At 31.5% G+C, this 26,395-nt stretch carries 28 protein-coding genes, 1 rRNA gene and 1 other annotated feature; of the genes, 8 read left to right on the forward strand and 21 right to left on the reverse strand.

The features are described from left to right. Positions 1–93: ribosomal RNA gene (locus tag LGK95_RS15995) — 16S ribosomal RNA — on the reverse strand; the annotation flags it as partial. A gap of 425 nt (positions 94–518) precedes the next feature. Then, positions 519–749 carry a glutaredoxin family protein gene (locus tag LGK95_RS16000; RefSeq protein WP_226125775.1) on the reverse strand — a complete coding sequence of 77 codons (231 nt, stop codon included), beginning with the start codon at positions 747–749 and terminating at the stop codon, positions 519–521. Positions 750–1,069: 320 nt separating this feature from the next. On the opposite strand from LGK95_RS16000, the gene hydE reads away from it, so the two are divergent. Beyond that, a complete protein-coding gene (gene hydE, locus LGK95_RS16005) occupies positions 1,070–2,110 on the forward strand; it encodes a [FeFe] hydrogenase H-cluster radical SAM maturase HydE (RefSeq protein WP_404814465.1) in 1,041 nt (346 codons plus the stop codon). A 35-nt stretch (positions 2,111–2,145) separates the two neighbouring features. On the opposite strand, the gene LGK95_RS22480 is transcribed toward hydE, so the two are convergent. From LGK95_RS22480 to LGK95_RS16030, 6 genes are all read right to left on the reverse strand, one after another. After that, positions 2,146–2,280 (reverse strand): hypothetical protein, encoded by a 135-nt coding sequence (locus LGK95_RS22480; RefSeq protein ID WP_264174585.1) that lies wholly within the window; start codon positions 2,278–2,280, stop codon positions 2,146–2,148. A gap of 147 nt (positions 2,281–2,427) precedes the next feature. Then, positions 2,428–3,063 carry a flavodoxin family protein gene (locus LGK95_RS16010; protein WP_226125777.1) on the reverse strand — a complete coding sequence of 212 codons (636 nt, stop codon included), beginning with the start codon at positions 3,061–3,063 and terminating at the stop codon, positions 2,428–2,430. A gap of 51 nt (positions 3,064–3,114) precedes the next feature. Continuing rightward, complete coding sequence (locus LGK95_RS16015) at positions 3,115–3,399, reverse strand: putative quinol monooxygenase (RefSeq protein WP_226125778.1); 285 nt, start codon at positions 3,397–3,399, stop codon at positions 3,115–3,117. Between the two features lie 76 nt (positions 3,400–3,475). Next, positions 3,476–4,258, reverse strand: coding sequence for a Cof-type HAD-IIB family hydrolase (locus tag LGK95_RS16020; RefSeq protein WP_226125836.1), 783 nt, complete (start codon positions 4,256–4,258; stop codon positions 3,476–3,478). 121 nt (positions 4,259–4,379) lie between these two features. Continuing rightward, complete coding sequence (gene htpG / locus LGK95_RS16025) at positions 4,380–6,260, reverse strand: molecular chaperone HtpG (protein ID WP_226125779.1); 1,881 nt, start codon at positions 6,258–6,260, stop codon at positions 4,380–4,382. Positions 6,261–6,993: 733 nt separating this feature from the next. Then, complete coding sequence (locus LGK95_RS16030; RefSeq protein WP_226125780.1) at positions 6,994–8,259, reverse strand: aspartate-alanine antiporter-like transporter; 1,266 nt, start codon at positions 8,257–8,259, stop codon at positions 6,994–6,996. Between the two features lie 517 nt (positions 8,260–8,776). Then, positions 8,777–9,082: a binding site (T-box leader), on the forward strand. Between the two features lie 51 nt (positions 9,083–9,133). On the opposite strand from LGK95_RS16030, the gene trpE reads away from it, so the two are divergent. From trpE to trpA, 7 genes are read left to right on the forward strand one after another with little or no spacing between them, the layout of a single operon-like run. Then, positions 9,134–10,564, forward strand: a complete 1,431-nt coding sequence (gene trpE, locus LGK95_RS16035) for an anthranilate synthase component I (RefSeq protein WP_226125781.1) — start codon at positions 9,134–9,136, stop codon at positions 10,562–10,564. Then, the gene (locus LGK95_RS16040) at positions 10,564–11,151 is read left to right on the forward strand and encodes an anthranilate synthase component II (protein ID WP_226125782.1); all 588 of its coding nucleotides are present in this window, start codon (positions 10,564–10,566) and stop codon (positions 11,149–11,151) included. The genes trpE and LGK95_RS16040 overlap by 1 nt, the downstream gene beginning before the upstream one ends. Next, positions 11,132–12,133, forward strand: a complete 1,002-nt coding sequence (gene trpD / locus LGK95_RS16045) for an anthranilate phosphoribosyltransferase (RefSeq protein WP_226125783.1) — start codon at positions 11,132–11,134, stop codon at positions 12,131–12,133. Before LGK95_RS16040 ends, trpD begins: the two co-directional genes overlap by 20 nt. Next, complete coding sequence (trpC, locus tag LGK95_RS16050) at positions 12,130–12,897, forward strand: indole-3-glycerol phosphate synthase TrpC (RefSeq protein ID WP_226125784.1); 768 nt, start codon at positions 12,130–12,132, stop codon at positions 12,895–12,897. Before trpD ends, trpC begins: the two co-directional genes overlap by 4 nt. After that, positions 12,890–13,486, forward strand: a complete 597-nt coding sequence (locus LGK95_RS16055) for a phosphoribosylanthranilate isomerase (protein WP_226125785.1) — start codon at positions 12,890–12,892, stop codon at positions 13,484–13,486. Before trpC ends, LGK95_RS16055 begins: the two co-directional genes overlap by 8 nt. Further along, positions 13,486–14,661 carry a tryptophan synthase subunit beta gene (gene trpB / locus LGK95_RS16060; protein ID WP_226125786.1) on the forward strand — a complete coding sequence of 392 codons (1,176 nt, stop codon included), beginning with the start codon at positions 13,486–13,488 and terminating at the stop codon, positions 14,659–14,661. Before LGK95_RS16055 ends, trpB begins: the two co-directional genes overlap by 1 nt. Further along, positions 14,658–15,449 (forward strand): tryptophan synthase subunit alpha, encoded by a 792-nt coding sequence (trpA, locus tag LGK95_RS16065; RefSeq protein ID WP_226125787.1) that lies wholly within the window; start codon positions 14,658–14,660, stop codon positions 15,447–15,449. The genes trpB and trpA overlap by 4 nt, the downstream gene beginning before the upstream one ends. 113 nt (positions 15,450–15,562) lie before the next feature. Here trpA and LGK95_RS16070 read toward each other — a convergent pair whose 3' ends face one another. From LGK95_RS16070 to LGK95_RS16130, 13 genes are all read right to left on the reverse strand, one after another. Continuing rightward, a complete protein-coding gene (locus tag LGK95_RS16070; RefSeq protein ID WP_226125788.1) occupies positions 15,563–15,835 on the reverse strand; it encodes a hypothetical protein in 273 nt (90 codons plus the stop codon). After that, entirely contained in the window at positions 15,835–16,122 is a 288-nt protein-coding gene (locus LGK95_RS16075) for a NifU family protein (RefSeq protein WP_226125789.1), read from the reverse strand. Before LGK95_RS16075 ends, LGK95_RS16070 begins: the two co-directional genes overlap by 1 nt. 312 nt (positions 16,123–16,434) lie before the next feature. Continuing rightward, positions 16,435–16,944: a shikimate kinase gene (locus LGK95_RS16080; RefSeq protein WP_226125790.1), complete on the reverse strand. Its 510-nt coding sequence runs from the start codon at positions 16,942–16,944 to the stop codon at positions 16,435–16,437. A 3-nt stretch (positions 16,945–16,947) separates the two neighbouring features. Further along, positions 16,948–17,772: a shikimate dehydrogenase gene (gene aroE, locus LGK95_RS16085; protein ID WP_226125791.1), complete on the reverse strand. Its 825-nt coding sequence runs from the start codon at positions 17,770–17,772 to the stop codon at positions 16,948–16,950. A gap of 40 nt (positions 17,773–17,812) precedes the next feature. Then, positions 17,813–18,952 (reverse strand): prephenate dehydratase, encoded by a 1,140-nt coding sequence (gene pheA / locus LGK95_RS16090; RefSeq protein ID WP_226125792.1) that lies wholly within the window; start codon positions 18,950–18,952, stop codon positions 17,813–17,815. Positions 18,953–18,964: 12 nt separating this feature from the next. Beyond that, positions 18,965–20,035 carry a chorismate synthase gene (gene aroC / locus LGK95_RS16095; RefSeq protein ID WP_226125793.1) on the reverse strand — a complete coding sequence of 357 codons (1,071 nt, stop codon included), beginning with the start codon at positions 20,033–20,035 and terminating at the stop codon, positions 18,965–18,967. Beyond that, complete coding sequence (gene aroA / locus LGK95_RS16100) at positions 20,016–21,323, reverse strand: 3-phosphoshikimate 1-carboxyvinyltransferase (RefSeq protein WP_226125794.1); 1,308 nt, start codon at positions 21,321–21,323, stop codon at positions 20,016–20,018. Before aroA ends, aroC begins: the two co-directional genes overlap by 20 nt. Positions 21,324–21,351: 28 nt before the next feature. Further along, positions 21,352–22,428 (reverse strand): 3-dehydroquinate synthase, encoded by a 1,077-nt coding sequence (gene aroB / locus LGK95_RS16105; protein ID WP_226125795.1) that lies wholly within the window; start codon positions 22,426–22,428, stop codon positions 21,352–21,354. Further along, complete coding sequence (locus LGK95_RS16110; RefSeq protein ID WP_226125796.1) at positions 22,421–23,281, reverse strand: prephenate dehydrogenase; 861 nt, start codon at positions 23,279–23,281, stop codon at positions 22,421–22,423. Before LGK95_RS16110 ends, aroB begins: the two co-directional genes overlap by 8 nt. A gap of 12 nt (positions 23,282–23,293) precedes the next feature. Next, a complete protein-coding gene (gene aroF / locus LGK95_RS16115) occupies positions 23,294–24,307 on the reverse strand; it encodes a 3-deoxy-7-phosphoheptulonate synthase (RefSeq protein ID WP_226125797.1) in 1,014 nt (337 codons plus the stop codon). 171 nt (positions 24,308–24,478) lie between these two features. Then, positions 24,479–24,646, reverse strand: a complete 168-nt coding sequence (locus tag LGK95_RS16120; RefSeq protein WP_226125798.1) for a hypothetical protein — start codon at positions 24,644–24,646, stop codon at positions 24,479–24,481. Positions 24,647–24,850: 204 nt separating this feature from the next. Next, positions 24,851–25,612 carry a type I 3-dehydroquinate dehydratase gene (gene aroD / locus LGK95_RS16125; protein WP_226125799.1) on the reverse strand — a complete coding sequence of 254 codons (762 nt, stop codon included), beginning with the start codon at positions 25,610–25,612 and terminating at the stop codon, positions 24,851–24,853. A 147-nt stretch (positions 25,613–25,759) separates the two neighbouring features. Beyond that, positions 25,760–26,308, reverse strand: a complete 549-nt coding sequence (locus LGK95_RS16130; RefSeq protein WP_226125837.1) for a glycerol-3-phosphate responsive antiterminator — start codon at positions 26,306–26,308, stop codon at positions 25,760–25,762. Positions 26,309–26,395 lie beyond the last annotated feature (87 nt).

Genomic DNA, 26,395 nt, shown 5'->3' on the forward strand with positions numbered 1-26,395 from the left:
GCTAATCCACCCCGAAGGGTTTCATCGCTCGACTTGCATGTGTTAGGCACGCCGCCAGCGTTCGTCCTGAGCCAGGATCAAACTCTCAATTTAAAAGTTTACACTTTTTATATTTGAAATGAATAATCTGCGCCAACTGTTAAGTTGGTTAGCAAGCTCATTACATACTTTTTAGTCTTACGACTAAAATATTACTTTTACTAAAGTAATTAACTGGTTAAAACAAAATATTATTTTGTTTCTTTACCTATTTCTCTGTTTAATTTTCAAAGACCAAATAAATTAAATATTTGTCACCTAGTGACTACTTTTACTATTCTATCAGTTAACATTATACATGTCAATACTTTTATTTTATTTCAGTTGTTTAACGCCAATTAATAATGCCTGTGTATTCTAACCTCATATGAGAAAATGGCTACCACAATGTAAAACTAATATAACTTTCTATAATTCACACAAAGAGAAAAAAGAAGCTACTATTAGCTTCCTTTTTCTCTTTGTGTGAATTAGCTAATTTATAAACCTAATATAGAAACTACTTTTTCCTTATCGAACCCAACCATTTCTTCTCCATTAATATCTATCACTGGTACTGATCTATATCCCTTTTTTATAAGTGCTCTTTTTGCTTCCAAGTTTTCTGATATATTGTGCTCTATATATTCAATGTTGTTTTCTTCAAAAAATTCCTTAGCCAAATGACAGAATCCACATGAATTACTTGTATATATTTCAACTTTATTCATAAATAATCTCTCCTTAATTTTATTACTTAAATTCAATCGCATACAATTAAACCTCTATTTATATTAGCATCATTCTTTACCTAAGTCAATAATATGAACTGCTAATTTTTGCATAAATACTAATTTACGTTTACAATAAATATTTAACTAGTATGACTCTAAGTTTACTAATATATTAAAATATTTTTCATTTTATATTTACATATATTTTATATAATATTATGATAGTCTTAACACTATACGTTAGTGACAAAATAATTTATAATTAAATTATACTATAAATAACTAAAAGGATAAATACTAGGAGGTTCCAAATATTGATTAAGTTATTTGAAATAATAAATAGGGGAAAAACAGAACATAAATTAAGTAAACAAGAGATCATCGCTCTTTTAGAATGCAATGATATAAATCAAGAACTATTTAAAGCAGCTGATGAAGTACGAAAAAAATATGTAAGTGATGAAGTTCAACTTAGAGGGCTTATAGAATTTACTAACATATGCAAAAATAATTGTCTTTACTGCGGACTTAGGCGAGATAATAAAAATTTAGTTAAATATAGATTAACAATAGAACAAATTTTAGACTTTGCCACTAAAGCTAAGTCTTTTGGCTATAAAACCATAGTACTCCAAGGTGGTGAAGATGATTATTATACAAGAGATATACTCATTAATATAATAAAAGGTATAAAAGCTTTAGATTTAGCCCTAACTTTAAGTATAGGTGAAAAAACTTATGATGAGTATAAAGCTTATAGAGATGCAGGTGCCGATAGATATCTTCTTAGAATTGAAACAACAGATAAAACTTTATATGAATATTTAGATCCAGGTATGAGCCACAAAAACAGACTAGATTGCTTGAAAAATCTAAAGAAATTAGGTTACGAAGTTGGTACAGGTGTCATGGTTGGTCTTCCAAATCAGACTATAGAATCATATGCAAATGACATATTATTTTTCAAAGAAATAAATGCAGATATGTTAGGTATAGGACCTTTTATTCCTAATGAGGACACACCACTTGCTAACTTTAAGGGAAAGGAATTAACTATGTCCCTTAAGGTTATGGCTATAACACGTTTAATTCTACCTGACATTAACATACCTGCAACCACGGCAATGGAGTCCCTAAATGTAAATGGACGCTTAATGGCTCTTCAAAGTGGTGCTAATGTAGTTATGCCTAATGTTACAGAAGGTGAATATAGAAAATACTATGCACTATATCCAGGTAAAATATGTACTGGAGATACTCCTGTTCATTGTCGCAGCTGCATAACGGGTAAAATTAATAGTATTGGAAGAACAGTTTCAACTAATTATGGATTTAGAGGAAATAAAAACACCAAATAATTTTATAACATAAAAAAGAGCCCGAGGGCTCCTTTTTAACGAAATGTATGTTTCGCTTCCTTAATTGGTTTATTATTAACTGGTTCGCCTTCAGCATCCTTAATTCCCGGTTTATTATGTTTCTTATTTAGATCATGCTGTATATTCATTTTGGTAGCTTTATTTGGCATTAAAAACTCCCCCTTTCTAGGATTATATTATCCTAGAAAGCTAGTTTTTATTCTACACTTTTGATATTTGAAATTTCTATGTTATTAAGAAATTTATTTGTTCTGCTATATCTTGTATAGTTCTTATTCATTTAATAAAATACTATATTAGTGTATAAAGTTCATAAGTATTTTCTTTTCAATTTCTGGTGCTTTAACGTTTGCTTTTCCATTTTCAACTAATTTCATAAGCCATGCCATGTTTTTCCCAAGTACCCTCATAATTTGTACACCCTCTTTATCTTGTAAGACTTCTCCTGGGCTTGTACCATGAATAACATTCCAATAATTTGAAGTTGGAACTAGCATTTCTGAATAATTGATATAATTGTTTAGTTGATTAAATGTTGGCATTCCGCCAGTTCGTCTTACAGCAACAACAGATGCACCAACCTTATGTCTTAGTATTCCACCATTATTACCAGCAACAAAGAATGCTCTATCTAAAAATGATTTCATAGTACCTCCCATTGATGCATAATGTACAGGAGACCCTAAGATTATTCCATCTGCTTCTTTCATTTTTTGTATCCATTCGTTAACCTCATCACCTGGAAGAACACATTTTTCATCTTTGTTTTTTGCACATTGATAACAGGCAATACATCCTCTAATTGACTTGTTACCTACATGAATAATTTCTGTTTCTATTCCTTCTTTTTCAAGTTCATTCATAACCATTTTTATTGCATGATAAGTATTTCCTTCTTTATTGGGACTTCCGTTAAAAGCTACAACTTTCATTTATAAAACCTCCTCGTATATTTACTACAACAAGTTTATTATCTAATCTTGTTATAATTTTTTATATAAATTAACCTCTGACTGACTTTCTTGTAAATCTTCAAATTTGGGAACAATAGAAGTAAAATGTTTCGAATTATTATGACTCTTAATTATGTCTAGGCTTTCCCATTCTTCTATAAATGTTAATACATTCGAATTGTTAGCATCTTGATATAAATTATATGATATATTCCCTTTTTCTTTTCTACTTTCATTAATAAGTTTTTCTGTCAAAGCTTTAAATTCTTCTACTTTACCCTGCTTTATTGAATTTTTTGCAACTATAGTAATCATATATATCTCCCCTTTTAAATATTATTTAATTAAACATCACTAACTTAAACTATTGTAATTACCCACGATCTTTATTTTAAAGCGATGCTATCACATTATACACTCCATCTTCATTATTGCTTTCTGCAATAAAGTTAGCATGTTTTTTTACATCATCTGGAGCATTCTTCATTGCATAACTATAATGTGCTGCATTAAACATAGTCAAATCATTATAATAATCGCCGAAAACCATTGTGTTTTTTTTATTTATTTGAAATTTTTCTTGAAGTATTTTTATTGCGTTTCCTTTACTTATCCCCTTATTCATTATGTCTATCCACTTGTCACCAGATACAACAAATTCAAGTTTATCATTTAGTTTTTCAACTAGATAGTTTACAATAGCTGCAGTTACGCCATCAGCTATATAATAGGTGATTTTGTAAACTGGACTTCTTAATTCACTAAAAGATTCTAATCTAATTGTAGGCACATTAACAAATGAGAATTCATTTAACATACTTTCTGAAGGTTCCACTATATATGCTTCATTTTCTCCGGCTAAAAATAATTCTTCTCCGAGTTGTGGATTTAAATTTATTACATGCTCTATTTCATCCTTTGCAATACTATTTGAATAAAGCGTACGTCCGCCATTGTTATACTTAACAAGTGCCCCATTATGAGCAATAAATATCATATCCGTATTTACTTTCCGGAAATTTTTGCTCAGTTGAGAGTAAAATCTTCCACTTGCTGCTGCGAATTTTATATCCTTATCATGAAAATCATGTATTAAATTAAATATTTTTTCATTTATTATTCCCTTATCATTTAATAAGGTTCCATCCATGTCAGTTGCAATGAGTTTTATAATGAGTATTCCCCCTTTTTAGTTATAGGATATTTAACAACTAATCCTTATTACTAAAAATGAGCTATAAACGAACTAATGTCGTTTATGGCTCATAAATATATTGAAATTTTTTAATTCATTATTATATCATAACTTTGCATACATTATTTGTGAATTCTACCGGATCATTAATTGGTAATCCTTCAATAAGTAATGCTTGATTATATAATATATTAGTATATAAATTTAACTTCTCTTTGTCTTTTTCAAAAGATTCTTTAAGTACTTTAAACATATCATTATTTATATTTATTTCTAAAACTTTGTCTGCCTTTACATTTTCGTTGTTAGGCATAGAATTTAGTGTTTTCTCCATCTCTATGGTAAGTTCACCATCATTAGATAGACATACTGGATAATTTTTAAGTCGTTTTGAAGCTCGAACGTCCTTAACCTTACCAGACAAAACAGTTTTCATATGTTCAAATAATTCTTTATTATCTTTTTCATCATCGCTAGATGGATTTTCTTTTTCTGCTACGTCTATACCTAAATCACCACTTGATACGGATTTAAATTCCTTTTCTTTATATTTCATTATCATTCTTATAGCAAACTCGTCTACCTCATCTGTGAAGTATAAAATTTCATATCCTTTATCTGATACCATTTCAATTTGTGGTAATTTTTCAATTCTTTCATTTGTTTCTCCAGAAGCATAATAAATATATTTTTGATCTTCTGGCATTCTAGAAACATATTCATCTAAAGTAACAACTTTTTTCTCTTTTGAGGAATAAAACATTAATAAGTCTTGCAAAACATCTTTATTACTACCAAAATCAGCGTAAATACCATACTTTAATTGTCTTCCGAATGCTTTGTAAAATTCTTCATACTTTACTCTGTCATTTTTAAGTAAACCATCTAACTCATTTTTAATCTTCGTTTTAATGTTTTTAGCTATCAGTTTAAGTTGTCTATCATGCTGTAATACTTCTCTAGATATATTAAGCGACAAGTCCTCTGAATCAACTATTCCTTTTACAAAACTAAAATAATCAGGTAATAAATCTGCACATTTCTCCATAATTAAAACACCACTTGAATATAACTCTAAGCCTTTTTCATATTCTTTTGTATAAAAGTCATAAGGCGTTTTTTCTGGTATATACAAAATCGCATTATAACTTATAGAGCCATCAACACTGATATGTATATGCCTTGCTGGTTTATCAAAGCCATAGTGTTTTTCAGCGTAGAAATTGTTATAATCTTCATCTTTAAGTTCGCTTTTGTTTTTTCTCCATATAGGAACCATGCTATTTACGGTTTTTTCCTCAACAAAATCTTCATATTCTGTTTTGCTACCTTCTTTAAGCTTTGATTGGCTAACATTCATTTTAATTGGGTATCTAATAAAATCAGAATATTTCTTTATGATAGATTTTAGTCCATTTTCATCAATAAACTCATCAAAATTATTATCCTCTGTATTCTCTTTTATTTTAAGTGTAATTTCTGTACCAACAGAATCTTTTACGCAAGGCTCTATAGTATAACCCTCAGCACCATCTGATTCCCATTTATACGCTTTATCGCTACCAAAAACTTTACTTATAACAGTAATCTTATCAGCTACCATAAATGCAGAATAAAATCCCACTCCAAATTGCCCAATTATGTCATATCCATCTTTTATTTCATTCTCTTTCTTAAATGCCAAAGATCCACTTTTAGCTATAACTCCAAGATTATCACTAAGCTCCTCTTCTGTCATTCCAATGCCTGTATCAGAAATTTTTACTGTCCTATTTTCTTTATCGCTTGCTATTGTAATATAATAATTATCTTTTTCAAAATTTAATGTGTCATCTGCCAATGTCTTATAATAAATTTTATCAATAGCATCACTAGCATTAGAAATAAGTTCTCTTAAGAATATATCTCTGTGGGTATATATTGAATTTACCATCATATCCAAAATTCTCTTAGACTCTGTTTTAAACTGCTTTTTTTCCAATTTAAATTTCCCCTTTCATACCAATTCTTTATTTTTTTATTTTGTTAGCACTCTATTCTACTGAGTGCTAAATATAACTCTAAATTACACCTTTTTTTATGTTTTGTCAATGTGCGGAATACATAATATATAAACTTTTTATGATTATAATGAGTAAATATCTAATATTTAACAAGATATTACTTTATCGGTATAAGTAAGTCCTTTTCTATTATATGATTTACTAGCCATTCATTTAAGAATAAACATAAATTAAACTCTCTCCTTTCAATTAATATCAGTATATTATAGAGATTATAATTTATCTTACTTATTTGATTATTATTATATCTTTATCTTACTTTGTTTTAATTTAATTTACAAGAATAATCTCCATAATATTCTATACTTTCAATTTACATATTTTTATACTAAGCTTTATTCAACTAAATGTTAACTTTCATCATGTTTTTGTTTTTAAATAAGCTCTTCTTTTTCGGCACTCAATACCACGATGCTAAAGATTTCTTGTTTTATGCAAATAAAGAAACAAAAGAACCATTATACACAAATTGGTTTTTCAGAAACAATTAATTAGATTTTTTATTTTATATTTTTGAATTAAAAATGGAATAATGCATATCCTGCATTATTCCACTCTGTATAACCATATACATTCTATCTTTGTAAGAATAAATTAATTCTTAAAATTGTTAATTAATAACTTAGTAACTACTTAGACTTTCTATCCAATTTACGTAACCATATGAAGTAAGATTACAAATATTACAGTACATAAAAGACCAAATGGATAGGTTGCCCCATAACCAGATGCAACTTCATCAGTCCCTGTAGCATCAATTGCAGCTCCAAGACCTGGGGTACTTGTCATACCACCACATATAGCTCCTGCAATAATAATCCAGTTCATTTTGAATACATACCTTGCTACACAAAAACCAACCGACAGTGCAAATAAACCAACTCCAAAAGAAATTATTGCAAGTTCTGCTCCACTTCCACCAAGTGCAGCTACAGTTTCATATCCATATTTTAATCCTACAATAGCTAGGAACAGAGAAAGGGATAAATCTCTTATTGAATTAAGCACTTTGGTCTCCATTCTAAATGTTAGCGGTCCAATCTTACCTATATGACCAAGCCATAATGCCATTATAAGTACTCCACCCGTTGATCCCAAACTAAACCATTTTATAAACGGTAGATATATATTTATTGTGCCAAGACCGTATCCAAGCAAACATACTATAAGAAATGAAATTATATCCATATGCACTTCTTTTATGTCTTTTTCATTACCTTCCTTATCACTAAGCGACTTCATTTCTAACTTAAATCTTTCCCTTTCCTTTTCTAAATCCATTTTAAATATAAGAGGAAAAAAGTTCATAGCAATAATTACCACTAATACGCCTGGTGCATACCCAATAGCATGACCAAGACCAACTTGCGCTTGTGCTTCTATGCCATACTTAGCAGTTGATTCTAAAGCTGCTGCAAGCGCTGGCGAACTTGTTAAAGCTCCTGTATATACTCCCGCTACAGCGAAGTTGTTTTGTCCCGTAAATATAAGTGTAGCAATATATGTCACTAATGCGCCTGTACCTGTTATCAATCCACCAAGCAGAACAAATTTAGCCCCATATTTCTTAACAACCTTACCTATATCTTTTCCTGCAAGCAATCCAACTGCCGCAATAAAAAGAATCAGTGTAAATGTGAAAAGTGTATCACTTACTACTCCATCCTTTAAATAACCAACTGCATATTTGGGTGCCCCCTTAATTAAACCTTTTTTAGCATCACTAGGATCTATCATGAATGGAACGCAATATTTTGCATAAAGTAACCATCCGATAACTATTCCAGTAAATAAACCTCCTGATTGACCAAGACTGAATTTTCCAAATCTAACCCTACCTAGCATTAATCCAGTTACAGTTGCTAAAAACATAGGAACAAATGGATTCGTTAAAAAAGCGATTAAGTCAAATTTCATTTTTTTATGCCTCCTTAATTAAATTAGGATAGATGTTTGTTAATCAAATCAACCCAATAAAATATTATGTTATATAATTGCCAAAGATGTTAAGTATTTAACACAGTTTAGCATAACTACCCCTTTCATTTTTTTCTTTTGTTTAAAAATAGTATTAGCTTTTTTAATATCATGACTTGGGAATTATCTTCCCTCAGTTATATTTTAGCAAAAGTTGTGCCAAATCTTCAATACCTGTAAATGAGGCAATTACAGCGTCATATTTTACGTTAATTGCAATTATGCAACGTTTTTATCCGTTGTTTCTACTTCCACATTGTTGAAACGTTTACACGCCAAGATTATATTGTTAAAAAAATAACTACGCAGTTTTGCAACGCGATGCATAATTGCATCGCCATTTAATCACCTTTACTAAGAAATAGAATCTTATTTATAATATCCTTTATTAAGAACATCTATGCATAATATATTAAATAATTATTGACAAACATTAAGTAAAGATGTATCATGTTAAACAATATCAATGAACAGAAATAGTAGATAAGGGAATTTAGTTTAAGCGAACCCGGAATAGTGAAAGCTGGGTACTGTAGCCGTTATTGAATGGGTCTGTGAGATGTGATGCGAACTAGTAGTAGCATTAACCGGAGCGTCTACCGTTACATGGACAGGGCAATCGAGAAATCCGTGCCTGACAAAGATATTTATTTAGGTGGTATAACGAAATTTTGCATTTCGTCCTTTAGTAGGATGAAGTGTTTTTATTTTTTTGTAACTAAATAATTAATATGGGTGGCACCGCGGTCACTTCGTCCCATTATACGGATGAAGTGTTTTTTGTTTTACAAAAAAATAAAGAGGTGGTAATAAAATGGTTAATTTATCTGAAAAAGAATTTGCTTACAAAAAATCTTTGAATGTGATTTTTCCAGTGTTTATTAAAATTAATGGTGATGAACTTACTCCAGTAAATATTTACTACAAGTTAAAGGGAAAACATAAATTTTTACTAGAAAGTGCTCTATCTTCTAAAGAAGAATCAAGGTACTCCTTTATGGGTAGCGACCCTTATATGATATTAAGTAGTCGAGGCGAAAATATAACTATAACAGAAGGAAATGAAATTAAAGAGAAAACAGGTAAAGTATTAGATTATGCAGAAGGTCACTTACTTAATCAATATGATAGGTTAGACCTAGAGCTACCTTTTATTGGAGGGGCAATTGGATATATTGGTTATGATGTAATAAGACAATATGAAAAACTACCAGATAATAACCCTGATGAATTAAATTTACCAGAAACTTGTTTGCTTTTTTATAAAGAATTTATATGTTTTGATCATTTTAAGAATACATTAATGTTAATTCATAATGTCTTTCCAGAAGAAGATGAAGATTATAATACTGTAATAAACAAACTAAATAAGTTGAAATCAATAATTAATGAAGAACACACTAATCATAAATTTATTGAAACATCACAAAATGGAGAGGTAACCTCTAATTATACAAAAGACGATTTTTGTGAAATGGTTAAGAAAGGAAAAAATTATATAACTTCTGGCGATATTTTTCAAGTAGTATTATCTCAAAGACTTAAGATTAAAAATAGCATAAATCCTTTTGAAGTATATCGAAGGCTCAGACGTAACAATCCATCACCTTATATGTTTTATATAGATTTTGAAGGTTTCGAATTAGCGGGAGCCTCCCCTGAGAGTTTAGTTAAAGTTAAAGGAAATCAGGTAATGACTAATCCTATTGCCGGTACAAGACCCAGAGGTGAGACCGCAAAAGATGACCAAAAATTAAAAGAAGAATTATTAAATGATGAGAAAGAACTTGCAGAACATTTAATGTTAGTAGATCTAGGAAGAAATGACATAGGAAAAATAAGTGAATTTGGATCTGTAAAACTAGATAAATTTATGGAGGTAGAATTTTTTTCTCATGTAATGCACATATGTTCAAAAGTATCAGGCACACTTGCTAGTGGATTAAACTGCTTTAATGCACTTAAATCTTGTTTACCTGTAGGAACAGTATCCGGCGCCCCGAAAATAAGGGCTATGGAAATTATTGATGAATTAGAGAATACTCGGCGTGGTATATATTCAGGAGCCATTGGTTATTTTTCTTATGGTGGAGATATGGATACTTGCATAGCTATAAGAACAATAGTATTCAAAGATGATTTTGCTTATGTTCAAGGTGGTGCCGGAATAGTTTATGACTCAGTGCCAGAAGACGAATTCACAGAAACCTTAAATAAAACTATGGCATTAAGGGAGGTATTGTAATGATTTTAATAATTGATAATTACGATTCCTTTACTTATAATCTATATCAATATGTAGGTGAATTGTATAAATCCGTAAAAGTTTTAAGAAATGATGAATTCACAATTGAAGAATTGAAAAAGCTACCTTTAAAAGGCATTATTATTTCTCCTGGACCAGGAAGACCAGAAAGTGCAGGCTTAAGTATTGAAGTTATACGAGCTTTTGAAGGTAAACTTCCAATTATGGGTATATGTTTAGGGCATCAAGCTATAGGTCAGGCGTATGGTGGCAAAGTTATAAGTGCCCCAGAAATTAAACACGGAAAGACCTCTATCATTAACCATAATGGTAAAGGCTTATTTGAAAATTTAAAGGACAATTTAAAAATAATGAGATATCATTCTTTAATTGTTGAAAGATGCACACTACCAAAAGATTTAGAGATTACTGCCGAAACAAAAGACGGAATAATAATGGCAATAAAGCATAAAAAGTTCCAGACATATGGACTTCAATTTCATCCTGAATCAATATTTACTGAAGAAGGCAAAATGATAATACAAAATTTTGTGGAGGTGATTTGTAATGCTAAAGATGGTGATTAGTAAGATTATAACAAATCAGGATTTAACAGAAAAGGAAGCTTATGATTTTATGAATGGAATAATGAAGGGTGAAGTAACTGAGGCTCAAATAGGAGGTTTCCTTGTCGGTTTAAGAATGAAAGGTGAGACAATCGATGAAATAACTGGTTGTGCAAAAGCTATGAGAGATAATGCAAGACATATAAATTTAATTAGTGATTATGCAATTGATACCTGCGGCACTGGTGGTGACGGAGGGAAAACTTTTAATATATCTACAGCTTCTGCAATAATTGCATCAGCTGGTGGCGTAAAGGTGGCTAAACATGGTAATCGAGCAGTTTCTAGTCAAAGTGGAAGTGCAGATGTACTAACCGAGCTTGGGATTAATATAAATATAGAGCCGAGTATTGCTGCAAGCTTAATTGAAGAAAAAGGAATGGCTTTTCTATTTGCTCAAAGCTACCATTCAGCTATGAAAAATGCCGCAGCACCCCGGCGCGAAATAGGAACTAGAACTATTTTTAATATCTTAGGACCATTAACGAATCCAGCTTTTGTAAAGGGCCAGACACTTGGAATTTTTAGCAAAAAATTAACCAATCCAGTTGCGCAGGTTTTAGGAAGGCTAGGATCAGAGAGAGCCCTTGTTGTTCACGGCGAGGATGGATTAGATGAAATAACCACTACGAGTTTTACCTACGTCAGCGAATTAAAAGAAGGCATTGTAACTGATTATAAAATATATCCAGAAGATTACGGCATTAAAAGAACAATACTTAAAAATATATGCGGAGGCAGCGCTAAGGATAATGCAGGTATCATACTAAATATTTTAAAAGGTGAAAAAGGACCTCAAAGAGATATCGTGGTAATAAATACAGCTGCAGCTTTATATATAGGAAAAAAATGTGCAACAATAAAAGATGGAGTATTAATAGCCAACGAATTAATTGATTCAGGCAAAGCACTACATCAATTAGAGGAGCTTAGATTATCATGAATATATTAGATGAAATAGTTAAAAATAAGATACTTCAAATTGAAAAGGAAAAGATTCAAAAACCATTGGAAAGTTTAATTAATGTAGAAGCTAGGGTAGTAAGAGATTTTGAAAGATCACTTAAGAACAATGGCCTATCAATTATAGCTGAAGTAAAAAAAGCTTCTCCATCAAAAGGACTAATCGATCCAAATTTTAATCCTATTAAAACTGCTTTAAACTATGAAAAATATAGTGTAGACGCTATTTCAGTTCTAACCGAGAAAAAGTATTTCTTAGGAGATGATAAAAATATACGATTAGTTAAAGAAAATGCATCTATGCCTATTTTAAGAAAAGACTTCATTATAGATAAATATCAGATATATCAATCTTTTTTCCTTGGGGCTGATGCTATTTTGTTAATTGCAGCAGTTCTTAAGGATAAGCTAAAATCTTATTATGAACTTGCAACCTCCTTAGGTCTTCATTGCTTAGTTGAGGTACATGATAGAGCTGAAATTGAACTTTCATTAGAATGCGGCTGCAGCATAATTGGAATAAACAATAGAGATTTAAACAATTTTAATGTTGATATTCATACTACAGAAAGACTAATGAAATATATACCTACAGGCAAAATTGTAGTATCTGAAAGTGGAATAAGTTCTATTAATGATGTTAAGTATTTAAAATCAATTGGAGCGAGTGCAGTACTTATCGGTGAGTCATTTATGAGAAATCCAGATAGTGTTCGTTCCTTTCTTATGGCATGCCATGACTAAAATTAAAATTTGTGGAATTAGAAGGCTAAAAGACATTGAGTATCTTAACGAACTCCTACCAGATTATGCTGGATTCGTTTTTGCTAGTAGCAAACGGCAGGTGGATAAGGAATATGCCTACGATTTAATAAAAAATTTGCGTGAAAGCATTCAAAAAGTTGGAGTTTTTGTTGATGAAAGACCAGAAGTGGTGCTAGAAATTGCCGAAAAGTTAAAACTTCAAATTCTCCAATTTCATGGTCATGAAAACCAAGAATATATAAATAAATTTAATGGATACGAGATTTGGAAAGCGCTTAAAATTAGCAATGTTGACAGTATTTCTAAACTAACTAGTTACAAATGCTCAAAATTCCTCTTGGATAATACCACTTCTGGTTCAGGAGAAAGCTTTGATTGGAATTTAGCTCAAAAAAAAGTTGATGGGCAAAACATAATGTTAGCCGGTGGATTAAACAGTGAAAATGTGCAGCAAGGAATTAAGAGACTTAAGCCTTACGGGGTTGATGTGTCTAGCGGAGTAGAAATAGATGGTTTCAAAGATTACAATAAAATTAAAGAGTTTATTAAGAAAGTGAGGGAATTATAATGAAAGGTAGATTTGGAAATTTCGGAGGTCAATACGCACCAGAAACAGTAATGAATGCAGTTATAATACTTGAAAAGGAATATGAAAAGGCCAAAGTAGACCCTGAGTTTATAGCTAAGTATAAGTATTATCTTAAGGACTACGCCGGTCGCGAAACTCCACTTTATTATGCAGAACATCTTACAAAAAAATTAGGTGGAGCAAAAATATATTTAAAAAGAGAAGATTTAAACCATACCGGAGCTCATAAAATTAATAACGCAATAGGTCAAATACTCCTTGCAATAAGAATGGGAAAGAAAAGAATAATCGCAGAAACCGGAGCAGGTCAACATGGAGTTGCAACAGCTACTGTAGCTGCAATGTTTGGGCTTGAATGTGAAGTATTTATGGGTGAGGAAGATATAAAAAGACAATCGTTAAATGTTTTTAAAATGAAGATGTTAGGTGCTAAGGTTACCGCAGTTACTACAGGAACTGGTACCTTAAAAGATGCTGTCAATGAAGCCTTAAAAAATTGGGTCAGTAATGTGGAAGATACTTTTTACGTTATAGGCTCTACCGTAGGATTACATCCATATCCTACAATGGTTAGGGACTTTCAAAGGGTTATTGGAGATGAAGCTAGAAGGCAGATATTAGATAAAGAAGATAGATTGCCCGATTACATAATTGCTTGTGTTGGTGGTGGAAGTAATGCTATGGGCATATTCTACCCTTTCATTGAAGATAAATCCGTAAAGCTTATTGGAGTTGAGGCAGCAGGCAAAGGGTTAAATACAGACCAGCATGCTGCAACTATAACTAAGGGAAATGTCGGTATCATTCATGGTATGAAGACATATGTACTTCAAGACGATGATGGCCAAATAATGCCTGTATATTCAATATCTGCAGGTCTTGATTACCCTGGAATAGGACCTGAGCACGCTTATCTGCATGACATTAATAGAGCTCAATATGTCTGTGCTACAGATGAGGAGTCAGTAAATGCATTTATGGAACTAACAAAGATTGAGGGAATAATCCCTGCTATAGAAAGTGCTCATGCGGTTGCCTATGCTATGAAACTCGCACCAACACTCACGAAAGATAAAATAATCATTATTAATCTTTCAGGACGTGGCGACAAGGATATAAGTACTATCGCAGAATTAATGGGGGTAAAACTATGAATAGAATAGTTAAAAAATTTAATTATCTTAAATCTAGAAATGAAAAAGCCTTTATACCTTTTATAACCGGAGGAGATCCTGATTTAGATACCACCTTAGAATTAGTTCTAACTCTTGAAAAAGCTGGAGCTGATATAATAGAAATAGGTATTCCCTATTCTGATCCTATGGCGGATGGTCCTGTAATACAAGCGTCCTCTACAAGATCCCTAGCAAGTGGTACTAAAATAAGTTCTATTATGGATAAAGTTTGCGAAATAAGAGAAAAAACACAGATTCCACTAGTATATTTACTTTATTATAATTCAATATTTAAATATGGTGATGTGAAATTTTTCGAGAAATGCAAAGAAGTAGGCGTTGATGGATTGATAATTCCAGATCTTCCACTCGAAGAGAGAGCTGAGGTAATAGAAATTGCAGATAAATACGACATATGTATAATACCTATGGTTGCTCCAACATCGCATGATAGAATTAAAGCAATAACTAATCAAGGAAAGGGTTTTGTGTATTGTGTATCCGTAAATGGAGTAACGGGCACAAGGCAAAAACTTAATACAGACATTAAAGAATATATGGATTTAATTAAAAGCTATACTGATATGCCTAAGGGACTAGGTTTTGGAATTTCCAATGCTGAAATGGCAAAGGCTTATGCACCCTATTGCGAAGCTATAATTGTTGGAAGTGCAATAATAAAGTTAGTTTCTAAGGGTGGTACCCAAGACGAAATACTAAAAAGAGTATATGATTTTGCATTAGATATAAAAACTGCAATAAATTAAGCTAAAAAACAGAATTATAGAAATATCTAAGAATATTAAAAGACCCATCTGTAGCTCCAGATGGGTCTTTATCTTGGTTCAATTTAATATCTTATTAGGTGAATAATTTTTATTTAATAAGCTCTTATTTTGTCTATTAATTTAAATAATTTAATGATATCACTTTCACTAGTTATACTCACTTTTTCATATATAGCTTCCAGATTATTGTTATTACCACAAGCCTTGTTACATCCGTTTAAGATAACAATAATATCATAGATGATCCCTGGTTTTATTGATTCAACACTGTCACCTTCACAAAGGTGCTCCTTTAATCTTGAGACTACATCTGTTCTGTCATACGTTGGATTACATCCTCCACAATATTTAATTCCAATTTTCATTATCTTACCCCGCTACTTTTATTTAAAATGTTTCTAGCTTGATTTAATAACTCTTCACTTATTTCATTTATCAGTACTACCTTTTTAATGCCAGGCATCTTATCTTTAAGTGTAGCTTCAACTATATCTTCAATAGTATATTTTGCAGATAGACAACCCTTACATTGCCCTAAAAGCTTAACTTTAACTATTCCATCCTCAAAGCTAACAAGTTGAATATTTCCATAGTGATCTGCTAGTTTTGGTCTAATATCCATCTCAAAGATTTTCTCAATTTTAGCAAACATAAGGGCCCTCCATTCTTATAAATATGTAGGGGCTAACGAGCCCCTCATATATTTAGATATATTATATATTATAAATCAATAATCATTATTAGTCAATATCAACTATTTAATGCGTCTAATTTAATTAATTTAGCTTCCAAAGGGGTACTTAACTTATACACGCAAAGTGGAGTCTCACGAATCCACTTTCTTATTTAGAAAAAATAGCTGTCTCAAAATAGAAATTACTTTCTATTTTGAGACAGCCTCTATTTCTTTATTAACTTATTCGGTTAATTATTAGTCAACTATGTTCTTCTTTATAATATTGTGTTACACATTTAGCTTATTAATTTTCTTATGTATTTCTATAATGTTATTTACTATATCATCAATACTACCAGTATTCATAACCTCATAATCACAATATTTTTCATACAAAGTCCCTCTCTCCTCAAACAATTTATAAAGTTTAGATGGATTCTTTGCAAGTAATGGACGAACCTCTGCCTCTATATCTATTACTATATTATCAATAGGACGATTAATGTAGATTATTATACCATTTTTTTTAAGGTTTAAAATGTTTTCATATCTCTTAATCACTCCACCACCAGTTGAAATAACTACCGGATTTTTTTTAGATAGTTCCATAACGGCAATCGATTCTAAGTCTCTAAAGTTAGCCTCACCCTTTTCAAATATCTCAGTAATAGTAAGATTAGTACTTGCTTCAATATATTTATCTATGTCTATAAATGTCATCTCTATTTTTTCTGAAAGCATTTCTCCTATTGCACTTTTACCACAACCAGGCATCCCAATTAAAACTATATTTTTCATCTTCTAATTTTCTACTCCCTTTTCTAATTCATCATAAATTTCATCAATTATGATTTTCGGAATTTTAATATCATTCCAAATTTCCTGAGCTGCAATGCCTTGACCAACTAGCATATAAAGACCATTAACTGCTTTTAAACCTGCTTCTTCTGCATACTTCAAAAATAGAGTCTTTTTAGGGTTGTAGATCATATCCACAGCGCTTTCAAATTTACTAATATGTTTTTTCTCAATAATCGAGTTATTTAAGTTAGGATACATACCAATTGGTGTACAGTTCACTACTATATCCGACTCTTTGATACCATCAATTTCGTCATAAGAAATCAATTTACAAGAATTAAATTTACTATTTTTCTTTAGTTTTGAAACATTTCTTGTGACTACAGTAAGTTCACTAATACCACTATTTAATAGATACTGCACCATAGTTACTGCTACTCCACCATTACCAAATATTGTTGCTTTTTTATTTTCCACTCTTATGTCATTTTTATTAAAAAGCATTCCAATACCAAAGTAATCTGTATTATAACCAATAGTTTTGTTTCCTTCAAACTTTAGAGTGTTCACAGCTCCTATGTCTTTTGCTTCTTTACTAACCTCATCAAGAAACTGCATAACTTGAATTTTATAAGGAATAGTTACATTAATACCTCTTGGTTTAATAACCTTAAACCCCTCCATTGCTGCCCTTAAATCTTCGCTTTTAAGTTCGAACAAATGATAATAACCTTTCATGCTTAATTTATTAAAAAGCATTGAATGTATTTGTGGAGAAACACTATGTGATAATTTCTCTCCAAGTAAACCATATAATTCTGACATAAATTTCCCTCATTTCTTGAATTGGACTTGTAAAAAACTATTATTCAATATTGATGATTTCGCTTCTATAATTTCCAAGAATCTTAAAATAACGACTATTTTCTTTAATCAATTTAATTGCGGATACAATCTTAGCTTCCTTTATATTTCCCTGGAAATCTATGTAAAAGAAATACTCCCATGGCTTATCCTTTATTGGTCTCGATTCAATTTTCATAAGATTTATATTATTCTCTGCGAAATGTTTTAAAACATGATAGAGTGAACCTGCCTTGTGGGTGGTGGATAAAACTAAGCTTGTTTTATTGTTTTGTGCATTTGACTCCATTTCCTTACCAATTACAACAAACCTAGTCGTGTTTGTTGAATTTGAATTAACATTTGTTTGAAGTATTTCAAGGTCATATATTTCTGCTGCCTTAATGCTAGCTATCGCGGCCATTGTTTTGTCGTTTCTATTTTTAACTAATTCTGCACTTTTTGCAGTGCTTTTATATGGAATTAGCTTCCACTGCTTATATCCTTTTAAAAATTCCATGCTCTGCTCTATCCCCTGTGGATGAGAATAAACTTCTTTGATATTATCTAAGGTTGAACCTTTAATACCCATTAAGTTTTGACTTATTTTTAGATACTTTTCTCCTGTTATACAAAAATCATATTTATTGAGAAGGTCATAAACCTCAGATATCGCTCCTGTAGATGAATTTTCTATGGGTATAACACCATAATTTATTTTCCCATATTTTAATTCTAAAAATATATCTTCAAACTCACTTATTGCTTTTGTGTCCACCTTTTCTCCAAAATACTCCTTTAAAGCTTGTTCACTAAATGAACCTGTAACACCATAAAAACCAACAGTTAGCTTTTTACCTGGATCTAATATTATATCGTTATTTAAGGTTTTGTTTTGAAACCCTCTACTTATTTCCATAACTGACTTAAAAAATTCTTCTACTTCTGAAAATAAATCTTTGTTTTTAACTAATTCTAGATTCTTTTTTATAACCACTTGTTCCCTAGACTCATTTAAAATAGGCATACTGTTATTTTTTTTATATTCAGCTATCTTCAACACTACTTCCATTCGGTTTTCAAAGAGTGATACAAGACTTGTGTCAATCTTATCAATTTTATCTCTCAAATCATCAATATTAAAATCATCTAAACTACCCATTAATTTACCTCCCTAGATAAAATCTAAAATACTCATTGCAGCACATGCTTCAATAACAGGTAACGCCCTTAAAACTATGCATGGATCATGTCTACCTTTGATCATTACCTGTGAATTTTCATAACTTGCCATATCAATGGTATTTTGAAGTTTAGCGATGGAAGGTGTTGGTTTCATTGCAACTCTAAATACTATTGGCATTCCATTAGATATACCCCCATTAATTCCACCATTGTTGTTAGTTTTCGTCGATACATCTATTTTGTCAATATATGGTACGTCATTCGCCTGACTTCCACGTATTTTTGTTATTTCAAAACCCATGCCAAACTCTACACCCTTTACTGCAGGGACAGAAAATAGTAATTGAGCTAAAGTACTCTCTATAGAATCAAAAAACGGTTCTCCAAGTCCACAAGGGAGATTTAATATAGTGGCTTCAATTATACCTCCAACAGAGTCAGTTTCTTCCTTAGCCTTTAGTATAATGTTCTTCATTTCTTCACCTTTTAAATCATCAAGTACAGGAAAATCTTTCTTTAAAATATCTGTTAACGTCTTTCTATTTATATTTACCCCATCAAAGTAACTGTCATAGATATTACCAATACTTAAAATATGGCTTCCTATTTTGATTCCTTTGTCTAATAGTATTTGTTTTGCAATCGCTCCTGCAAAAACAAGTGGAGCTGTAATTCTTCCTGAGAAATGCCCTCCACCTCTATAATCGTTAAAGCCTGAATATTTAACCTTACCTGTATAATCTGCATGACCAGGTCTTGCTAAATCCTTTAACTTATCATAATCTTTTGAATTTTGATTTTCATTAAAAATCACACCGCAAAGAGGGGTTCCTGTGGTATACCCATTAAAATACCCACTTAGGATTTCGACCTTATCTCCCTCTTTTCTTTTAGTCGAAAATTCATCACGTCCGGGAGCACGTCTTTGCATTTCACTATTAATAAAATCCATATCAAGCTTTATTCCTGGCGGTAATCCATCAATAGTTATTCCTATCCCTCTTCCATGAGATTCCCCAAATATAGAATACTTTACTTTTTTACCCCATTGTCCGCTCATTAACTTTTCCTCCTAAGCTCTTAAAGTCTTCATAAAACTGTGGGTAGGATTTCTTAACTGCCCCACTATCCTCTATTTTGAGCTCCTCTATGCATCTAATTGAAGCAATTGCCATCGCCATCGCTATTCTATGGTCGTTCCAGCTGCTTACAACTCCACCTTTAAGCCATGGTTTACCATGAATTAAGAGTGAATCCTCTCTTTCAATAACCTCTGCTCCAATTTTGTTTAGTTCTGTTGTCATAGCTTTCAATCTATCAGATTCCTTAATTCTAACTCTACCTGCATTAATGATTTCTGTTGTACCATCGCTTAAAGCAGCAAGAACAGCAACTATAGGCACAAGATCAGGACATTGAGATGCGTCAATAATCGTACCTTTCAAGTCTGATTTTGAAGCCTTTAATATACCATTATCCATTGAAATCCTTCCACCCATATCTTTAATTATGTCCACTATTACTCTATCCCCTTGAAGTGATTCCATATTTAAATCAATACATTCAACATCTCCACCTAAAACGCCAGCTGCTAAGTAAAATGCAGCTTGAGAAAAATCCCCTTCAACTCTGAAGTCTCTATTCACAAAGTGTTGATTCCCTTTTATCTTAAATTCTCTATAATTATTATTTTCTACCTTCACACCAAACTTTTTTAATACATCTATTGTTAAATCTATGTACCCAATAGATTCCATTTTTGTTGTGATTTTAATTATTGAATCTCCATTTAATAAAGGTAGCGCATAAATAAGACCAGTAATAAACTGAGAGCTTACATCCCCTCTAAGTTCAAAAATTCCAGGTTTAAGACTTCCATCTATTGTTAAAGGAAGGTTACCATTAATTGTAGTGTACTTAATATTTTGTTTATCAAAAATTTCATAATAAGGTTTAAGTGTCCTTTGAACTAGTTTAGACTTACCTTTGAAAATTACTTTTGCTCCAGTAAGCATCGCTATAGGAATTAAGAAACGCAGGGTTGATCCGCTTTCATTGCATTGTAGCTCATTGCTAGCAATTATGTTACTGGCAGTTTTATCATCAATAAGCTGAGGCTTACCTTTTCCAAGTATTTTAAGTATATTGGGAAATTGGTTAATCTTAACCCCAAGTTTTTTCATTATTTCGCAAGTAGCTATTATATCCTCAGACATACTTATATTATCAATAGTGCATTCCCCATCACTTAATCCCGCAGCTATAACGGCTCTATGCGATAATGATTTTGAAGGTGGAATTTTAACTTTCCCATTTAAATTAGAAGGTTGTATTATAACTGATTTCATCACTAACACCTCAATTCTATATAATAGTTTATTTAATAACTCCGAGAAGATAATCCTTAATATTGGTCTTGTTAATTTTTTCTATAAAGCTATTTCCAATGGATTCAATTAATATAAAATTCATTGATTCACCAATGTTTTTTTTATCATGACTTATAGTTTCAATTACATCTTCACAGTTTATTTCTGGAAACATCCAAGGCAAATTATACTTAATTAAAATATCTTTTATAGCAGTAGATGTTCCTACTGTAGTCATTCCTAGTTCTTCTCCTAGTTTTGTTATAGAATACATTCCCATTGCCACTGCTTCTCCATGTGAATATTTCTTAAAATTATAAAATTGCTCAATTGCGTGACCTATGGTATGGCCATAATTTAATAACATTCGCTCTCCTGTATCCTTCTCATCAATTTCAACAATAGCAGCTTTAATGCTACAACAAGTATATATAATTTTATCTATTTCTTTTAATAGAGCTTCTTTATTTTCATACTTCATTAATTTATAAAATAATTCATTATCTTTGATAGCTCCATATTTTATAACTTCACCCATTCCATCGTTTAAAAATCTGTCACTTAGCGTCCCTAGCAGTAGCGGATCAATAAAAACTGCCTTTGGCATATAAAAACTTCCCACAAGATTCTTACCACGAGGCAAATCCACTGCAACCTTCCCTCCTACACTGCTATCTACCTGAGCTAGTAATGTAGTTGGAATTTGTATGAGAGGAATCCCTCTTAAAAAGGTGGAGGCTGCAAACCCAGCCATATCTCCTACAACTCCACCACCTAAGGCAATAATAATATCTCCTCTATTTATCTTAAAATCTAAAAGTTTGTCATACACTTCTAAAAGAGTTTCAAAGGACTTGCTCTCTTCACCTGCTTTTACAACAATCTTAATGGGTTCATATCCTGACATTTTTAATGAACTAATAATCCTTTGCCCATAAAATTCATTAACGGTGGAGTCTGTTACTATAGCTATTTTGCTTCCTTTATATATCTTCTTAACTTCGACTCCAATATCATCTAATAATCCATTTTTAATATATATTGGATAGCTTCCGCTAGAAGCTTTAACTTCTATACTATACACCTTTTCTTATCTCCTTCCGCTTCCTCGTTGCTTTCTCAAATCTTTTCTTTAAAAAAACATCATCATGATTTATTATAGCATCTTTTATTTCTTCTATATTTTGCTGAAAATCTTCTATTTTACTAATTATATTTTCTTCGTTATACATAAGTAATTCAGGCCATAATTCACCATTTATAGTAGCCACTCTAGTTGTGTCCTTGAAACTCCCGCCGATAAACTGAGATATTCCCATGATTGAGCTATTACAGTCTATTAACGAGACAGCTATAACATGTGGTAACTGGCTTGTATAAGCAATTATATCATCATGTTCCTTTGGTGTGAGGTGTGCCACTCTCTTGCACCCCAAACCCCTAGCTATTTCAGTTATTAAATTTATATTTCCCTCTTTGTTACGATTTATAGGAGTTAAAATGTAATTAGCGTTCTTAAACATATCTTTAGTTGCAGCCTTAAGCCCTGATTCTTCTTTTCCTGCCATTGGATGTCCACCTATAAAATCTAAATCTTCCCTAAGTACAGGCATAATTTCTTTTATTAAATTGCTCTTAATTCCAGCAGTGTCCGTAATAACTGCTCCACTTTTAAATAAATTCATATTGCTTTTTACAAAGTTTATAGTTTTCTGAGGGTAAACTGCAAGTATCACAATGTCCGATTTACTAAGTGGTATTTCTGGACTTGTATATCCTTTATCAATAATATTCATTTTCTCCGCTATATCTAAAGTAGCTTCATCTATATCTATAGCCCAAATATGTTTAGGGTTTAATTCTTTTAGTGCCATAGCAAAGGATCCACCTATAAGTCCTAAGCCTACAATTGTAATATTAAAGTCGCTGCAATCCAAACTTACCACCTCTTAAACTATTCTATTTTGTGTTTTTGCAATTATTCTTAGGTCATCTATAAGAGCCTTAAATTTCTCTGGTTTTAATGATTGTTGTCCATCACACAATGCATTGGTAGGATCGTTATGCACCTCAATTTCAAGACCATCTGCACCAACTGCTATAGCTGCTTTCGCAAGTGGCTCTACTAACCACCACTTACCAGCGGCATGACTTGGATCTACTATAACTGGTAAATGGCTTAATTTCTTAAGCACAGGAATTGCACTTAAATCTAAAGTGTTTCTTGTGAAAGTTTCAAATGTTCTAATCCCTCTTTCACATAAAACTACATTTTCATTACCTTCAGACATTATGTACTCCGCAGACATAAGAAGCTCTTCAATTGTTGCACTCATACCTCTTTTTAAAAGTATTGTCTTATTACATCTTCCTACTTCCTTTAAAAGGTCAAAGTTTTGCATATTTCTGGCACCAATTTGCAATACATCAGCATATTGTGATATTTTATCAACTAACTCAACACTCATAATTTCAGTTACTATAGGAAGGCCCGTTATTTTTTTTGCTTCTAATAATATTTTTAATCCTTCTTCCTCCATTCCTTGAAATGCGTATGGAGAAGTTCTAGGTTTGTAAGCTCCACCTCTTAAGAAATTAGCTCCTGCAAGCTTTACATCTTTTGCAATAGTTATTAGCTGTTCTTCACTTTCCACAGCGCAAGGCCCAGCTATTATTGCTAGTTCTTTTCCACCAATTGTTCGCCCATCTACCTTTATTATTGAATCATCTGGATGAAAAAGTCTATTACCTCTTTTGTAAGGAGCTTGAATTCTCACAACCTTATCAACAAATACCTCTGCTTCAATTTGGCCTTCGTTTATTGCACTTGTATCCCCAACAAGCCCTAAAACACAATTGTTTTCTCCCTTAGAGACATGAACAATACAACCTAACCCTTCTAATTTTTTCTTAATAACCTGAATTTGATCTTGTTTTGCATCTGATTTCATTACAATTACCATTTAAAATCCCTCCTAAAATATTATTTTTGACCACAGCTTTAATGAAGCATTTAACTTATACTTTCTTATAAATAATTATAAAAAAAGGAAGACCCCGTATAATGGGTCTTCCTTTTAAAAGAGAAGACCCCTTATAATGAGTCTTCCTTGCGTACAGACTTAGTTCACTTTCTACAAATCAGCATATGCCGGTATCATAGTTTTATTGTTCAACTCATTATTTAGAAAAATCTTATATATTTTTTTATATGCTAAAAAACCAACGCTAAAATCACAATAGCCCCAGCTAAAATAAAAATATACTTTTTTAGATATTTCCTTAATAATGATGTTTTTCATAATATACCTCACAAAGTTTCGATTAGTACCTGTAAATTCTTAATGTTTAAATACTATAACATGTTGAAGTATTTGTCAAGTATTTGCTCATTAGAAATTACCATACAATATAAAAATACCTTGTATGGTAGAGTTTTTTCTATGTCTAATTTTGGGTATATGTTACTATACGGTACTTTTAAAGTCTATTAAATCTAAATCTTTTTACATATTATGAAGTAATTGAATAGTTTCACGTAATTCTACTACAGAAATCTGTCCTGGTGCAGAAACTTTCTTTGCTGCCCCAAATGTTAATGCAGAACCAAATAATTCACCTGATAGTCTACTGATAGCACCTTTTCCTGCCATAGACATCGTAATAATAGGACCTTCAGCATATTCTTCACTCATAATACGAGTTGCATCTAAGAGTGTAATCACATCCTCTGCACAAGTAGGCATTACTGCAATTTTAGGAATATCTCCACCTAATTTTTGAGCCTTTTGCAGGCGTGATATAATTTCTTCTTTATCTGGAGTCCTTTGAAAATCATGATTAGATATAATAACCACTACCCCATTTGCATGCGCTACTTCAACTAAAGCTTTTATATCTTTTTCGTTGTTAAATAATTCAACATCTATAATTTCCACAAGATTTGTTTTAACAATTAACTTATTTAACTCAAGATAAAATGCTGTAGTAACTTCTTTGTGCCCGCCCTCTTTAGCGCTACGAAATGTAAACAAAATTGGCTTATCAAAAAGTACTTCTCTGATCTTTTGTAATGCTTGTTTAACCTTATCTATACTTTCAACGTCTTCAAAAAAATCTACACGCCATTCTATAACATCTATATCGAGCTCTTTTAATAATTTGGCTTCCTCTACAAGTTCTTGAATAGTTTCACCTACCATTGACACACATATTTTAGGTAGGCCTTCGCCAATTGAGATATCTTTTATTCTAACTACTTTTTTCATCACTATCTACCTTCCTTTATATATGTAAGTGCTAATATCAATGAACTAATAACAAATATTAAAGACTACACTAAATATTACTCAAGCGTAGTCTTTAAAACAAACAGTTATAATATTATGAATTATAATTATTATGCTTTCCCCTTGCTATTCTTCAGATAAAATCCATAATTCTTGTTTTGATGTTGAAATAGCCATTGCTCCTGCACTAATTGATTCCATTATATCCTTCTTGCTTTGAATTAGGCCACCTGCAATAATTGGTACTCGCACCGCTTTGCCCATACTTTTAATAATCTTACTTGCAACTCCAGGCATAACCTCTACCGCGTCTGGAAGTACAGATTGTATATTTTTTATTCCTGATTCTAAAGACAGTGAATCTACTGCAAATATTCTCTGTATAACACAGAAGCCTAATTTTTTCCCGTTTTTTATATTGGTTGCTCTTGTAGTTATAATTCCATCAGGCTGTCCGCATTGCTTTATAAAAAGTAGCCCTGTATGATCTCCCTTTAAACCTTCTATTAAATCCACATGAACAAATACGACTTTGCCCACATTTTTAAGCCTCTCGCATATTTCCTTCAAGTTGATTATGCTTCCATATAAGACAAACACAATAACAACATTACTAAGGATTACTTTTTCTAAATCTTCTTTATTCCTTATGGCTGCAATAACAGGGTTTTCCATTAATAGTTGTTCTAGATTATCCAATATTGTTTCCTCCAAAAGTTTATTTTAATCTGTAAAGACCAATTATAGCTTTATTATACTCAT

It is taken from the genome of Clostridium algoriphilum (assembly GCF_020443705.1).
Taxonomy (GTDB): domain Bacteria; phylum Bacillota; class Clostridia; order Clostridiales; family Clostridiaceae; genus Clostridium_AD; species Clostridium_AD algoriphilum.